The organism is Tessaracoccus oleiagri, from assembly GCF_900103275.1.
Taxonomy (GTDB): domain Bacteria; phylum Actinomycetota; class Actinomycetes; order Propionibacteriales; family Propionibacteriaceae; genus Arachnia; species Arachnia oleiagri.
Genome location: NZ_FNGP01000001.1, coordinates 1,007,922 through 1,021,514 on the forward strand (window position 1 = coordinate 1,007,922; position 13,593 = coordinate 1,021,514).

Genomic DNA, 13,593 nt, shown 5'->3' on the forward strand with positions numbered 1-13,593 from the left:
GCGCCGACGTAGAAGGAAACCAGGAGAATCATGACCAAGTCGCTCGTCGTCGATCCCTCGAACGTCCGCAAGGCGTCGGTGATCCAGGCACCCGAGATCCCCGTCAACCAGTACCGGCCCGACTTCGCGGCCGAGCTGGAGCGCTACGGCAAGCAGGGGCTGGTGGACATGCTCCACGACATGATCGTCGTCCGCCAGTTCGAGTCCATGCTGGACGCCATCAAGAAGACCGGCGCCTGGCAGGGCATCGAGTACAACCACCGCGGCCCCGCGCACCTGTCGATCGGGCAGGAGTCCGCCGTCGTCGGGCAGGCCTCCCAGCTCGGCCCTGAGGACTTCATCTTCGGCTCGCACCGCAGCCACGGCGAGATCCTCGCCAAGTGCTTCTCCGCCGCCCGGAAGTTCGACGAGGCCGGGCTGCAGGAGGTCATGCGCACCTTCCTCGACGGCGAGACCCTGGGCTTCGCCGAGAAGGTGGACCACGACAACCTCACCGAACTCGCCGAGAACTTCATCCTCTACGGCACGGTGGCCGAGACCTTCGCGCGCAAGGCCGGCTTCAACCGCGGCCTCGGCGGGTCGATGCACGCCTTCTTCGCGCCCTTCGGCTCCATGCCCAACAACGCCATCGTCGGCGGCTCCGCCACCATCGCCACCGGCTCCGCGATCTTCAAGCTCGTCAACCAGCAGCCGGGCATCGTCATCGCCAACATCGGCGACGCCTCCATGGGCTGCGGCCCCGTCTGGGAAGCCATGATGATGGCCTCGATGGACCAGTACCGCACCCTCTGGGACGACGGGGTGCGCGGCAACCCGCCGATCTGGTTCAACTTCTTCAACAACTTCTACGGCATGGGCGGCCAGACCTCCGGCGAGACCATGGGTTACGACATCCTCGCCCGCGTGGGCGGCGGTGTGAACGCCGAGGCCATGCACGCCGAGCGCGTCGACGGGCTCAACCCCCTGGCGGTCGCCGACTCCGTCCGGCGCAAGCGCCAACTGCTCGAGGAGGGCCGCGGCCCGGTCCTCACCGACACCATCACCTACCGCTTCTCCGGCCACTCGCCCTCCGACGCCTCCAGCTACCGCACCAAGGAGGAGATGGCGCTGTGGGAGGAGCACGACGGGCTCCGCAACTTCGCCGCCTACCTCGTCGAGAACAAGGTGCTCAGCCAGGGCGAGGTCGACGACATCGAGGCCGCGACGATCGACCGCCTCGCGAAGGTCGTCGCGCTCGCGACGAAGGAGGACGGCTCGTCGCCGCGCGTCGGGATGGACTTCATCGAGCAGGTCACCTACTCCAACGGCAACGTCGAGAACCTCGACGAGTCCCGCGAGCCCGAGCTCAAGGAGGCGCTGGAGGACAACGCGCGGGTGAAGTCGCTGAAGAACAAGGCGCGCTTCCACCTCGACGACAACGGCAAGCCCGTCTCCAAGGCCAAGGCCTACAGCTACCGCGACGGCCTGTTCGAGGCCATGGCGCACCGCTTCACCAAGGACGCCACCATGGCGGCCTGGGGCGAGGAGAACCGCGACTGGGGTGGCGCCTTCGCCGTCTATCGCGGCCTCACCGAACTGCTGCCCTGGCACCGGCTCTTCAACTCGCCCATCTCCGAGGCCGCCATCATCGGCGCCGGCGTCGGCTACGCGCTCTCCGGCGGCCGCGCCGTCGTCGAGCTGATGTACACCGACTTCCTCGGCCGCGCCGGCGACGAGGTGTTCAACCAGGCCTCGAAGTGGCAGGCGATGTCCGCCGGCCTACTGAAGATGCCGCTGGTCATGCGCATGTCGGTCGGTTCCAAGTACGGCGCGCAGCACTCGCAGGACTGGAGCTCGCTCGTCGCGCACATCCCGGGCCTGAAGGTCTACTACCCGGCCAGCCCCTACGACGCGAAGGGCATGCTCAACCTCGCGCTGCGCGGCACCGACCCCGTCGTGTTCTTCGAGTCCCAGAAGCTCTACGACGTGCCGGAGCAGTTCGTCGCCGTCCCCGAGGAGTACTTCGAGGTGGAGGAGGGCCAGCCGGTCATCCGCCGCGAGGGCAAGGACCTCACCATCGCCGCCATCGGCCCCGCCGTCTACACCGCGCTGGAGGCGGCCGACCTGCTCAAGGAGCGCCACGGGCTCGAGGCCGAGGTCATCGACCTGCGCTTCATCGTGCCGCTCGACCTCACGCTCGTGAAGCAGTCCGTCGAGAAGACCGGCCGCCTGGTCCTGACCTCCGACGAGGTGGACCGCGGCTCGTTCCTGCACGACGTGGCCTCCCGGATCCAGTCGGTGGCGTTCGACCGGCTCGACGCCCCGGTGGTCGTCGTCGGCTCCCGCAACGCGATCACCCCGGCCGCCGAGCTCGAGAAGGAGTACTTCCCGCAGCCCGAGTGGATCCTCGACGCGATCCACGAGCGGATCCTGCCGCTCAAGGAGCACACCGCGGAGTCGAACCAGACCGACGGGGAGCTCCTGCGACGCTCGAAGCTCGGCCTCTGACATGAGGGCGATGCGTGTCGACCGCTTCGGCGGCCCCGAGGTGCTGGAGGCGGTCGACATCCCTCGCCCCAGCCCCGGCATCAGCCAGGTCCTCGTCCGGGTCCGGGCCGCCGGCGTGAACCCCACGGACTGGAAGCATCGTGGCGGCCGCCGCTTCCTGGGCGACCCGCCCTATGTCGTGGGCTGGGACGTCTCGGGCGTCGTCGAGGAGGTGGGGCTCGGCGTGACCTTGTCCAAGCCGGGCGACGAGGTGTTCGGCATGCTGCCGTACCCCGGCGGCGCCGGTGCCTACGCGGAGTACGTGGTCGGCCCCGCCCGGGCCTTCGCGCCCAAGCCGACGGCGGTCGACCACGTGCAGGCGGCGGCGATCCCACTCGCGGCGCTCACCGCCTGGCAGTGCCTGGTCGACACCGCCCACGTCCGGGCGGGTGATCGCGTGCTCGTCCACGCCGCCGCCGGGGGAGTGGGGCACCTGGCCGTCCAGATCGCCAAGAGTCGCGGCGCCGAGGTGATCGGCACCGCGAGTGCACCGAAGCACGACTTCGTCCGCTCGCTCGGGGCCGACGAGGTGGTCGACTACACCAGCGTCGACTTCGCCGACGTCGTCCGGGACGTCGACGTCGTGCTGGACACGATCGGCGAGGACTACCAGCTGCGGTCGCTGAGGACGCTCAAGCGCGGCGGGACCATGGTGTCGACGGTGCCGCGCGCGGCGGAGGGGCTGTTCGAGCGGGCCGCGGAGTTGGGCGTGCGCGCCGAGCTGATCCTCGTCGAGGCCGACCACGCGGGCATGCTGGCCATCGCGGACCTGGTGGAGCGGGGGCAGTTGCGCGCGACGATCGCCGGCACCTTCCCTCTGGACAGGGCTGCGGAGGCGCACCGCCTGGGCGAGACCGGCCGTACGGCCGGGAAACTGGTGCTCACCGTCTGACGGCGGACCTCAGAAGAGGCGGCCCTCGCCGTCGAGTGCGGGCTTGAAGAAGTTGGTGATGTGGCTGCGCACCAGCGCGGCCGCGAGCTCCCCGTCGTGCCGCTCGATGGCGTGGTAGATCTGCCAGTGCTCGCTGCGGACGGTGTGGGTGGACTCCCACCAGTCGTCGAGCGCGTCGTAGGCCTTGACCATCTGCAACTCGATCGCTGCACGGAGCCCGCGGTTGAGGTCGGTGACGATGTTGTTGCCCGCCGACGTGGTGATCAGCGCGTGGAACTCCGCGTCGAGCTGGTTGAACTCGCGCACGGGGATCGCGGGGTCGCCCATCCGGGTGAGCAGCTCGTGGAACCGCTCGAGGTGCTCGGGGCGACGGGTGGTCGCGGCCTGCCGGGCGGCCCACATCTCCATCGCGACGCGGGCGTTCAACAGCTCCGGGGTCGTGTACTGGCCCAGCGCCAGCTGGAGTTCGAGCACACTCCCGAAGGCGCTCCTCGCCCGGCTGCGGATGGTGGAGCGGCCGCCGGGCTTGCTGTCGATGATCCCCTGCGCCTCGAGCACCCGCAGGGCCTCCCTGAGCGACGCGCGGGAGCAGCCGAGCTCGGTGGCGAGGTCCCGCTCCCCGGGAAGCGTGTCGCCCGCGCCCCAGCGGCCGCCCAGGATCATCTCGCGCAGCTGGGCCAGCACGCGCAGCTGCGTGGGCTGCTGCTCGGTGTCGAGCCCCTCGGGATCCGTCATCGTTCCTCCCCATCACGAGCAGAGACGCTCCGGGACGGGCCCGGAGCGTCTCGATCAAGTCACAGCCGAAGCCTAGCCGAGGACCTTCTCTCCCCACTGCTGCTCCATCTCGCGCCGCAGGCGAATGGCTTCGTTGTCGGACGGCAGTTCCACGTCCTCCCAGCGGATGATCTCGCCCTCCGCCACGTCGCGCAGCAGTACCGCGCCGCCGCCCGCGAGGCCGAGGGGGAGTGCGCCGATCTCCAGCGACTTCCTGGCCGGGATGACCTCGCCCACGACGAGGTAGCCGCCCTCGCCGTCGAGCTCGTCCCCTGCCCGCAGGTCGCGCTTCGCGCGCGCGGCCACATCACCGACGAACGCGACCGGGCGGCCGGTGGGCTCGCCGCGGGTGGCGATCGAGGCGACGCTCACGCCCAGCTCGAGCCCGATGAGGTGGTACGGACGGTAGAGCGCGCCGTAGCGGCCAGTCTCGTCCGTCTGGAGACCGTACTCGGCGAAGCAGTTCGCGGCGTAGTCGTTGGGGGCCTCGAACGTGACGTAGACGCCCCAGCGGAGGTCGTTCTCCACCTGGCTGCCGTCACGGTGCAGGCTCGAGACCACCTCAACCATGCCGCTGCGGGGCAGCACGCCGCCGACGCTCATCGGCCGCAGTTCGGAGGCGAGCTCCAGGGCGCTCACCGGCGGGAACTCCAGGCCCTCCTCGGGTACGGCCAGTCCGGTGGCGTTCGCGAGAGCGGCCATCTCGATCGCGCTCTTCGTGCCGTCGAGGAAGGAGTTGAACATCTTGGGGTTGAAGTCACCCCGGGCGAGTTGCTCGTCGGTGAAGCCGTAGTGGTCCCAGACGGTCTCGGGGGTGGACTTGCGGTACTCGGGCAGGTACTTCGTGCCCTTGCCCGCCGACACGACTCGCAGCCCGATCGCGCGGGCCCAGTCCACCATCTCGCAGATCAGCGCGGGCTGGTCCCCGTAGGCGAGCGAGTAAATGACCCCCGCCTCGTCGGCCTTCTCGCGCAGCAGCGGGCCGACGAACGCGTCCGCCTCCACGTTGACCATGACGATGTGCTTGCGCGCCGCGATCGCGCCGAGTGCGTGGTGGGTGCCCGCGATGGGGTTGCCGGTCACCTCGACGACGACCTCGATCTCGGGGCAGTCGAAGAGCTCGGAGACGTCGGTCGTCAGGTATGTCCGGCCGCTGGAGAGCGCGTCCGCGGTGGAGGTGGCCGAAAAGTCCTCCTCGTCCCACCCCGTCCGGGCGAGCGAAGCCTTCGCCCGTTCGACGTCGAGGTCCACTACGGTCACCAGGTGGAGACCCGGAGTCGTCGGGATCTGCGAGAAGAACATGGAGGCGAACTTGCCGGCACCGATGACGCCCACCCGCACGGGCGTCCCTGCCCGCTCGCGGTCCTTCAGTAGCCCGTGAAGATTCATGCTGTGTGACTCCTTCGTCGATGGTTCGGACGTGATCCTCTGAGCAATAGTGGTCTGACCGGGTGTAGGAGTCAAGAGGAAGTTTGATCCGGAAAAACGCTTGACACTCGGCTGCGGAGATTGCAGAGTGGGACAACCGGTCAGACCGGATAGATGCGAGCAGCGGCAATGCCGTCGCCTGCCCGCCCGAGACACAAGGAGGTGCCGTGCGAGATCACGACCAGGACCGAGCGTCGCAGGACGTAATGGACAGCCCGGAGGTGGATGCCGTCAGGCCCGTTCGCGCTGCGGCGGCAGTGGTCCCCGGACCCGAGCCCCACACGCGGGCCGAATGGATCACGAAGTTCTCCGTCATCCCCGGCGCACTGATGATCGTGCCGTTGTTCATGGGTGCCCTGATGAACACGTTCTTCCCGCAGGCACTCGAACTCGGTAGCTTCACCACTGCCCTGTTCAAGAACGGCACCGGTGCGCTGCTCGGCCTGTTCTTCTTCTGCATGGGGGCTCAGCTCGACGTGCGCACGACCGGCCCCACCCTGCAGAAGGGGCTCGCAATACTCATCGGCAAGGTGGGTGTCGGCGTGGCCATTGGCCTCGGCGTAGCGTTCCTCCTGCCCAGCGGCGTGCTACTCGGGCTCACCCCGCTGGCCATCATCGCCGCGATGACCAACTCCAACAGCACGCTCTTCGTCGCGCTGCTCAAGCAGTTCGGCAACACCACCGACCGCGGCTCGGTCTCGGTGATCGCGGTCAACGACGGCCCGTTCATCACGATGCTCGCACTCGGCGCCGCCGGCCTCGCATCGTTCCCCATCGCCGACCTGATCGGGGCGATCCTGCCGATCTTCCTCGGCTTCATCCTCGGCAACCTCAGCCAGGTGGCCAGGAAGTTCCTGAGCCAAGGCGAACTGCTGCTGATCCCATTCCTCGGCTTCGTGGTGGGCCGGTCAATCGACTTCAAGACCTTCGGCCAGGCCGGCATCCAGGGCGTCATCCTCGGCCTCGCCACCATTTTCCTCTCCGGCATAGCCGCCATGGTGTGCCTCTGGCTGTGGCACGTCATCCGCCGGCACCCGCGTCCCGTGCGGAACCTCGTCGCCGGCATGGCGGAGGGCACGACCGCCGGCAACGCGATCGCCACTCCGGCCGCGCTCGCGCTGCTCGATCCCACCTACAAGGCCATCGAGTCCATCGCCACGGCTCAGGTCGCGGCCGCCACCGTCACCACCGCGCTCGTGGTGCCGTTCATCGTCGGGTGGGTGGCCCGCTGGCAGCATCGCCGCGGCGTCTCGCCGGCGGCCGAGGAAGAGTTCTACGAGAGCCGGGGCCAGTCCGCACGTCCCGTCACCGCGTGACCCTCACCGAGAAGGAGCAACCAATGTCATACCTGCACCACGTCCAGACCACCACGCCCACCAGGGTCTGGGTCAACAACCCGACCCTCTCCGACAGTGAGGCGGCGATCGCGGCCGGCGCCATCGGCGTAACGACGAACCCGGCGTTCTGCTCGAAGCTCCTGCAGACGGAGCCGGACCACATGCGCCGCATCCTCGACGAGGCGCTCACCGGTTCCCGCGACATCTCCGCGGCCGCCGAGCGCGCGTACCACCTCGCCGCCCTGGCGCTCATGGAGCAGTGGCTCCCGGTGTACGAGGAATCAGGGGGCCGGAGCGGCTTCGTCACCATCCAGGAGGATCCTCGCCGCGAGGAGGACACCGACTACATCCTCGAGGCCTCCCTGCGTGCCGCGCAGCTCGCGCCGAACTACATGGCCAAGGTCCCCGTGACGGCGCCGGGCCTGGCCGTGATCCGCGAGCTGGTGCGTCATGGCGTCCCTATCTGTGCAACGGAAGTCTTCTCCCTCTCCCAGTACCGGGCCGTGCTGGAGGTCTACCGGGAGGCGTCAGAGCGCTCGGGAAAGGCGCCCGCTCTCTACGTCACTCACATCACCGGCATCACCGACGAGTACTTCCAGAACCTGGCGCGGGCCGAACGGGTCGACGTGCCAGCGGACCTCCTGCGCAAGGCTGGAACCTTGATCGGGCTGGCCGAGTACGAGGCGTCGAGGGAGCCGGGCCTGCCCGTGCACCGCATCATCGGCGGTGGCGCCCGGGGGCTCGAGCACTTCACGAACTTCGTGGGGCTCGACCTGGACGTCACGATGAACTGGCCGATGCTGTTGGACCTCGGCCGAGACCTGGACGCGCCCGCGGCCTTCGAGCGGCCCGGCGACGAGGAGGTGGCCCTGCTGGAGGAGCGGCTGCCCAACTTCCGTCGGGCGATCGACCCGGACGGCCTGGAGGTCGACGAGTTCGCGGACTTCGGCCCCGTCATGCTGTTCCGGACGCAGTTCATGAACGGCTACTCGCGGCTGCTCGACGCCGTTGCGGAGGCCCGGAAGGGGCTGTTGGTCGGCGCCTGACCCGGGAACAATGTCAGCGGCTCCCCCGGTGGATCACCGGGGGAGCCGCTGCACTCTCTTCAGGAGTGGTGAAGGGCGGGACGACGGCGGGGGGCGCCGCCGCCTCGCCAGGATCCGTCACGCCAGCGAGAGGAAGAGTTTCTCGAGCTCCTCCGGAGTCATCTCCGGTTCGCGGCCATCGTCCATCAAACAGTTGCGCATCGCGTTCGCGATGATCGCGAAGCCCGCCTTGTCGAGTGCTGACGACACTGCGGCGAGCTGCGTCACCACGTCCTTGCACTGCCCGTTGGCCTCGAACGTGTCGATGACGCCGTTCAGCTGCCCTCGTGCCCGCTTCAGCCGATTGAGGATCTTGCGGTGCGCGTCGGCTTCCTGTTGCGTCGAGATATCCATGTGCGCCTCCCTTTCGACGGATACCCTACCGGGGTTTGCATCGCACATACCCCCAGGGGTATAGTCTAGCGCATGGCAACCATCAATGTCACTGCTGAAAACTTCGAGGAGACCGTCGCATCCGGTACCGTCCTCGTCGACTTCTGGGCCGCTTGGTGCGGCCCGTGCCGCATGTTCGGCCCCATCTTCGAGAAGGCTTCCGAGAAGCACCCCGACATCACGTTCGCGAAGCTCGACACCGAGGCGAACCAGGAAATCTCCGCGGCCCTCGGGATCATGAGCATCCCGACGCTGATGGCGTTCCGCGACGGCATCCTCCTGTTCAACCAGGCCGGCGCCCTGCCGGCGGCCTCCCTCGAGGAGCTGATCACCAAGCTGAACGAGGTCGACATGGACGCCGTCCGCGCCGAGATCGCCAAGCAGGAGGCCGCCAAGTGAGGCTGGTCGTCGTCGGCGGCGTCGCCGGGGGGATGAGCGCCGCCGCGCGCTTCCGTCGCCTCAACGAGGACGCCGAGATCATCGTGCTCGAGCGTGGCGGCGAGGTCTCCTTCGCGAACTGCGGGCTGCCGTACTTCGTCGGGGGCGAGATCACCGACGAGTCCGCGCTCCTCGTCCAGACGCCCGCAAGCTTGGAGGCCTCACTGGGGCTCGACGTGCGCGTCAACACCCGCGCGCTGGCGCTGGACCCGGAGACCCGCACGCTTACGATCGAGGACGCCGACGGGCGCAGCGAGCTCACCTACGACGAGCTCATCCTCTCACCCGGTGCTTCGGCGCTGCGTCCCCCGATCCCCGGGGTCGACTCGCCCCGCGTGCAGACGCTGCGCACCGTGCCGGACGCGCTGTCGCTCAACCTCATCGCGGCCACCGCGAAGCGGGCCGTCGTGCTCGGCGCCGGCTTCATCGGGCTCGAGGCGGCCGAGGCACTGAACGCCCGCGGGCTGGAGACCAGCATCGTCGAGCTCGCGCCCCACGTCCTGCCGCCGTTGGAGGACGAGATGGCCAACCTCGTCCGCGACGAGCTGCTCCGGCTCGGCATCGCCGTCCACGACGGTGTCTCCGCCGACGCCATCGAGCAGGGCGAGGCGCACGACACCGTCGTGCTCTCCGACGGCACCCGCTTCGAGACCGATGTGATCGTGTTGTCGGTCGGCGTCCGGCCCGACACCTCCGTCTGGGAGGCGGCCGGTGTCGAGTGCGAACGCGGCGCGATCATCGTCGACGAGGTGGGCCGCACCAACGTCGACCGCGTCTGGGCCGCGGGCGACGCCACCGTGAGTGTTGACCGGATCACCGGCGCCCGTCGCCCGGTCGCGCTGGCGGGCCCCGCCAACCGGGCCGGCCGACTCGTCGCCGACGCCATCTCCGGCAAGCTGCAGCACCGGCTTCCCGGACTGACCGGCACCGCCATCGTCCGCGTGGGCGACCTCACCGCCGCGCTCACGGGCGCCAACCGCCGCGCGCTCGCCGACGCCGGCATCACGCACTACACGGTGCACCTCCACCCGCTCAACCACGCCGGCTACTTCCCCGGCGCGAGCCAGATCCACCTCATGGTCCACTTCGGGACCGACGGCAAGCTGCTCGGCGCCCAAGCCGTAGGCAACGACGGCGTGGACAAGCGGATCGACGTGCTGGCCGTCGCGCTCAAGGCGGGCATGACCGTCCACGACCTCATCGACCTCGACCTGGCCTACTCACCGCCCTACGGCTCCGCCAAGGACCCCGTGAACATCGCCGGGATGATGGCGGCCAACGTCCTCGACGGGACGCTGAACCTCTGGTACGCCAAGGACGTAGAGGACGTCATGCGCGAATCGCTTGTGCTCGACGTCCGCAGCGCGGGTGAGGTCCGCACCGGACACCTCCCCGGCGCGCTCAACATCCCGCACACCCAGTTGCGGGACCGGATCGACGAGGTGCGCGAGGCCGCCGGAGGACGCGGCGTCGCCGTCTACTGCCAGTCCGGCATGCGCTCCTACCTGGCGCACCGGCAATTGTCCCAGGCCGGGCTCCGGTCGGCCAACCTCTCGGGCGGCATGCTCACGCTCCGCGCCACCCTCGGCCCCCGCGCCGACGAACTGCTCCTCACCAAGTAATCACCGAAAGGAAACCAGTAGATATGTGCCACAAGACCACCTGCCGGAAGTGCGGCAAGCCGACCTGGGCCGGCTGCGGCAACCACATCGAGCAGGCGCTCTCGGGCGTCCCGAAGTCCCAGCGCTGCCAGGGCCACGCCGCCGAACCCAAGCAGGGGATCTTCGGCAAGCTCTTCGGCTGACGACAGCGGGAAACTAGGCTGGCGCCATGTCCGATGAACTCATCGAGTTGGCGCAGCAGCTGTTCGACCTCGCTCGCAACGGCGAGACGGAGCGGCTGGCGTCGTACATCGACGCCGGCGCTCCGGTCGACATGCGAAACGAGAACGGCGACACCTTCCTGATCCTCGCCGCCTACCACGAGCAGCCCGACACCGTCGAGATGCTCCTCCGTCACGGGGCCGACATCGAGGCGGAGAACGACAGGGGCCAGCGCGCACTCACCTGCGCGGTCTTCCGGAAGGACCTGGCCTCCGCCGAACACCTGCTGGGCGCGGGTGCGAACCCGGATGCCGGGACGCCCACCGCCCGGGACACCGCCAAGATGTTCGGGGCCGACGAGCTCCTCGCCATCCTCCCCGAGTGACTCAGTTCGCCAAGTGCGACAGGCCGAGCGTGCGCAGCACCAGCCCCGCCATGCGGAGGTGGCCCTCGGCTCCCGGGTGGATGTGGTCGGCGAGCAGGTGCTCGTAGCCGCCGTCGGCGTCCAGCTCTTCCCAGTCCGACGGGTGGTCCACCAGTAGGAGCTCCCGCTCGGCCGCGACGTCGCGCACCACCTCGCGGTACCGCTCGATCTCGTCGCGGCCCGACTCCACGGCGTGGATCGGGGGCGGGACCTGCAGGACCACGCGCGCGTTGTCGCGCTCCAGCCTCGCCACCACCTCCTCCAGGCCGGCCCTGTAGCGGGCGACCCCCTCGACCCCGTCCTGGGCGTCGTTGGTGCCGAACATCACGATGCAGACGTCCGGGCGGAACCGGCCGGCGTAGTGCTCGAAGTCCTTCAGCAGGTCGCCGACGGTCCAGCCGGACACCGCGGTGTTGAGCAACACGTCGGTCTTCCGGTTGCCCTCGCGGCGCACGGCCTCGTTGAAGTGCTCGACGTAGCTCCGGGCCGAGTCGGTGTGCACGCAGCCGTGCGTGATGCTGTCGCCGACGAACAGCCAGGTGATCGGCTCGTCGGAGAGTGGAATGGTCATCCTTGTCCCTTTCGCCAGCACCGCAGCCTACGGTGCGCGCGGCGGACGCGCAGCACGACGCGGCGGAAACCGGCGATAGGGGAGTTGGGGCGGCGGCGGAGGCTTCCTCCCCCGTGACTCCTCCGCCGCCCGCCGAGGCGCGTTCATCGACTGCCAGACCCCCGTCCGCAGAAGCGGACATCGTGTCGGTGTGTCCGCTTGAACTGACCCGCCTCTAGGGTATAAGTCGGCAAGCGTTTCCGCTAGGTGAAATGAGCAGGAAACTTGATCACTTCGGGCGCCGCAGCTTCGGAGGAAACTTCCGTCGAGGTATGTCAACCGGTGTGCCCCACATCGCGGTCTTCAAGGGTGAAGGAGGTGGCGCCGGTGTCCGATCGAATGGGCTTCGACAGGTTCGTCGCCGATAAGGGTCCCTCGTTGTGGCGTTCCGCCTGGTATCTCACCGGCGACACGCACAAGGCCGAGGACCTCGTCCAGACGGCGCTCTCGCGGGTGTACTCCCGTTACGACGCCGTGCAGACGGACGAGCAGTTCGAGGCCTACGTCCGGACGACGATGTACCGCGTGCACTGCTCGTGGTGGCGGCGGCGTTGGAACGACGAGCGGCCCACCGAGCACCTGCCCGAGGGCTCGGGGGAGGCGTACCCGTCGGACATCGACCTTCGGCGCGCCCTCGCGGGTCTCCCGAAGATGCAGCGGGCCGTGCTCGTCCTGCGGTTCTTCGAGGACCGGCCGGTCGACGAGGTCGCCCGGATCCTCGGGATCTCCCCGGGCACCGTCAAGACGCACACCTCCCGCGGCTGCGCCGCACTGCGCAGTTCGCACCACCTGTCCCAGGAGGAGGACCATCATGAGCGAATTGCGTGAAGCGTTCCAGCGGCAGGCGCCGCCTGCGCCCCCGACCCACGGCTGGGCGGACCGCGCCCGGGCGAAGCAGCGTCGCCGCAGGGCAGCGGGTGGTGCGGTGGCGCTCGGTGCGGTGACGCTCCTCGCGGTGCCGCTCGGCATCGCGCTGCTGGGCAACACCGGTGAGCCGGTCGTACCCGCCGAGCCCGCCCCGACGTTCCCGACGATCACGGCGGCGGAGCTCTGCGACCCGTTCGTGCCGCCCAGCGAGACCGCGGACGAGAACATCGTCGCCATCGACGAGTTGCCCGACGCCCCGGCACGCGTGTGGCTCTGCCCTGACGCGCCCGACGTGTCCAACGTCGTCTTCCCCGACGAGCCGCTCACCGACCCCGACGCCGTCTCCGAGGCGATCGCGACGTTCAACTCGTACCCGGACATCGACCTCGCCGCGATCATGTGCACCGAGGAGTACCGCATGACCTACACGGCGGTCTTCGAATACCTGGACGGGCAGCGGCTCCCGGTGCGCGGCGAGCTGCACGGCTGTCGGCTGCTGTACACGGGGCCGGCCGACGAGGTGCACGCCCGCGAGGGCGGCGAGGAGTTCCTGAACACCCTCACCGGGCTGTGGGCGACGCAGCGCGCGGAGTCCGACGTGTCGGCGCGCCTCGGGCCGGAGGCGTGCACCGGTCCCACGCTCGTTCCCGCGGAGCCCGCTGCAGTAGTCGGCGGCTTCGTCTGCGCCGTCGGGCCGAGCGGCGCCGCGCCCGAGGAGGTGCTCGAGATCCCGCCGGAGGTGGCGACCGCGGTGGCCTCGCTGGAGTTCGGTCCGTCCGACGCCATGATGGGGGAGCGGTTGACCAGGGTGGCCCTCGTCGACGAGGCGGGCGGCAACCTGTCGTACCTCTACGACGGGGAGCGCCTGGTGGACGAACGCGACTGGCTGTTGGCGGCAGTGCCGGAAGCCGACCTGAAGTCGCAGCTCGACGACCTGCGGCAGCAGCTGGGTGGGTGAGGGGCCACGTCGCCCCTTGACAAGACTCGTTGCAACAT

Annotated in this window: 14 protein-coding genes; 10 read left to right on the forward strand and 4 right to left on the reverse strand. The window is 69.2% G+C overall.

Annotated features, from left to right (window positions below):
• Positions 1–30: 30 nt before the first annotated feature.
• Both BLR46_RS04585 and BLR46_RS04590 read left to right on the forward strand, forming a co-directional pair.
• A complete protein-coding gene (locus BLR46_RS04585) occupies positions 31–2,487 on the forward strand; it encodes an alpha-ketoacid dehydrogenase subunit alpha/beta (RefSeq protein ID WP_093249285.1) in 2,457 nt (818 codons plus the stop codon).
• Position 2,488: 1 nt separating this feature from the next.
• Positions 2,489–3,418 (forward strand): NADP-dependent oxidoreductase, encoded by a 930-nt coding sequence (locus BLR46_RS04590; protein ID WP_093249287.1) that lies wholly within the window; start codon positions 2,489–2,491, stop codon positions 3,416–3,418.
• Positions 3,419–3,427: 9 nt separating this feature from the next.
• Here the strand turns inward: BLR46_RS04590 and BLR46_RS04595 are convergent, their stop codons facing one another.
• The gene (locus BLR46_RS04595) at positions 3,428–4,153 is read right to left on the reverse strand and encodes a FadR/GntR family transcriptional regulator (RefSeq protein ID WP_093249290.1); all 726 of its coding nucleotides are present in this window, start codon (positions 4,151–4,153) and stop codon (positions 3,428–3,430) included.
• A gap of 72 nt (positions 4,154–4,225) precedes the next feature.
• Positions 4,226–5,581, reverse strand: coding sequence for an NAD(P)H-dependent oxidoreductase (locus BLR46_RS04600; protein ID WP_093249291.1), 1,356 nt, complete (start codon positions 5,579–5,581; stop codon positions 4,226–4,228).
• A gap of 206 nt (positions 5,582–5,787) precedes the next feature.
• Between BLR46_RS04600 and BLR46_RS04605 the strand changes: the two genes are divergently transcribed.
• Positions 5,788–6,936 carry a 2-keto-3-deoxygluconate permease gene (locus tag BLR46_RS04605; protein WP_218118318.1) on the forward strand — a complete coding sequence of 383 codons (1,149 nt, stop codon included), beginning with the start codon at positions 5,788–5,790 and terminating at the stop codon, positions 6,934–6,936.
• 23 nt (positions 6,937–6,959) lie between these two features.
• Positions 6,960–8,003, forward strand: coding sequence for a transaldolase family protein (locus BLR46_RS04610; protein WP_093249293.1), 1,044 nt, complete (start codon positions 6,960–6,962; stop codon positions 8,001–8,003).
• Positions 8,004–8,120: 117 nt separating this feature from the next.
• Here BLR46_RS04610 and BLR46_RS04615 read toward each other — a convergent pair whose 3' ends face one another.
• Positions 8,121–8,396 carry a metal-sensitive transcriptional regulator gene (locus BLR46_RS04615; protein ID WP_093249294.1) on the reverse strand — a complete coding sequence of 92 codons (276 nt, stop codon included), beginning with the start codon at positions 8,394–8,396 and terminating at the stop codon, positions 8,121–8,123.
• Between the two features lie 72 nt (positions 8,397–8,468).
• Here BLR46_RS04615 and trxA point away from each other — a divergent pair, with 72 nt between their 5' ends.
• From trxA to BLR46_RS04635, 4 genes are read left to right on the forward strand one after another with little or no spacing between them, the layout of a single operon-like run.
• Entirely contained in the window at positions 8,469–8,834 is a 366-nt protein-coding gene (gene trxA, locus BLR46_RS04620; RefSeq protein WP_093249297.1) for a thioredoxin, read from the forward strand.
• Positions 8,831–10,495: an FAD-dependent oxidoreductase gene (locus BLR46_RS04625; RefSeq protein ID WP_093249299.1), complete on the forward strand. Its 1,665-nt coding sequence runs from the start codon at positions 8,831–8,833 to the stop codon at positions 10,493–10,495. The genes trxA and BLR46_RS04625 overlap by 4 nt, the downstream gene beginning before the upstream one ends.
• Before the next feature lie 23 nt (positions 10,496–10,518).
• Positions 10,519–10,677 (forward strand): hypothetical protein, encoded by a 159-nt coding sequence (locus BLR46_RS15025; RefSeq protein ID WP_093249300.1) that lies wholly within the window; start codon positions 10,519–10,521, stop codon positions 10,675–10,677.
• A 26-nt stretch (positions 10,678–10,703) separates the two neighbouring features.
• Positions 10,704–11,081: an ankyrin repeat domain-containing protein gene (locus BLR46_RS04635; RefSeq protein ID WP_093249302.1), complete on the forward strand. Its 378-nt coding sequence runs from the start codon at positions 10,704–10,706 to the stop codon at positions 11,079–11,081.
• A 1-nt stretch (position 11,082) separates the two neighbouring features.
• Here the strand turns inward: BLR46_RS04635 and BLR46_RS04640 are convergent, their stop codons facing one another.
• A complete protein-coding gene (locus BLR46_RS04640; protein ID WP_093249303.1) occupies positions 11,083–11,691 on the reverse strand; it encodes an SGNH/GDSL hydrolase family protein in 609 nt (202 codons plus the stop codon).
• A gap of 366 nt (positions 11,692–12,057) precedes the next feature.
• On the opposite strand from BLR46_RS04640, the gene BLR46_RS04645 reads away from it, so the two are divergent.
• Positions 12,058–12,558: a SigE family RNA polymerase sigma factor gene (locus BLR46_RS04645; protein WP_218118319.1), complete on the forward strand. Its 501-nt coding sequence runs from the start codon at positions 12,058–12,060 to the stop codon at positions 12,556–12,558.
• Positions 12,542–13,555 (forward strand): hypothetical protein, encoded by a 1,014-nt coding sequence (locus BLR46_RS15030; protein WP_176761660.1) that lies wholly within the window; start codon positions 12,542–12,544, stop codon positions 13,553–13,555. The genes BLR46_RS04645 and BLR46_RS15030 overlap by 17 nt, the downstream gene beginning before the upstream one ends.
• The last annotated feature ends 38 nt before the right edge of the window (positions 13,556–13,593 follow it).

Bases quoted from the DNA above. Each gene is read 5' to 3' on its own strand.
- BLR46_RS04585 (WP_093249285.1), top strand. From the start codon at position 31: ATGACCAAGTCGCTCGTCGTCGATCCCTCGAACGTCCGCAAGGCGTCG.
- BLR46_RS04590 (WP_093249287.1), top strand. From the start codon at position 2,489: ATGAGGGCGATGCGTGTCGACCGCTTCGGCGGCCCCGAGGTGCTGGAG.
- BLR46_RS04595 (WP_093249290.1), bottom strand. From the start codon at position 4,153: ATGACGGATCCCGAGGGGCTCGACACCGAGCAGCAGCCCACGCAGCTG.
- BLR46_RS04600 (WP_093249291.1), bottom strand. From the start codon at position 5,581: ATGAATCTTCACGGGCTACTGAAGGACCGCGAGCGGGCAGGGACGCCC.
- BLR46_RS04610 (WP_093249293.1), top strand. From the start codon at position 6,960: ATGTCATACCTGCACCACGTCCAGACCACCACGCCCACCAGGGTCTGG.
- BLR46_RS04615 (WP_093249294.1), bottom strand. From the start codon at position 8,396: ATGGATATCTCGACGCAACAGGAAGCCGACGCGCACCGCAAGATCCTC.
- trxA (WP_093249297.1), top strand. From the start codon at position 8,469: ATGGCAACCATCAATGTCACTGCTGAAAACTTCGAGGAGACCGTCGCA.
- BLR46_RS15025 (WP_093249300.1), top strand. From the start codon at position 10,519: ATGTGCCACAAGACCACCTGCCGGAAGTGCGGCAAGCCGACCTGGGCC.
- BLR46_RS04635 (WP_093249302.1), top strand. From the start codon at position 10,704: ATGTCCGATGAACTCATCGAGTTGGCGCAGCAGCTGTTCGACCTCGCT.
- BLR46_RS04640 (WP_093249303.1), bottom strand. From the start codon at position 11,691: ATGACCATTCCACTCTCCGACGAGCCGATCACCTGGCTGTTCGTCGGC.
- BLR46_RS15030 (WP_176761660.1), top strand. From the start codon at position 12,542: ATGAGCGAATTGCGTGAAGCGTTCCAGCGGCAGGCGCCGCCTGCGCCC.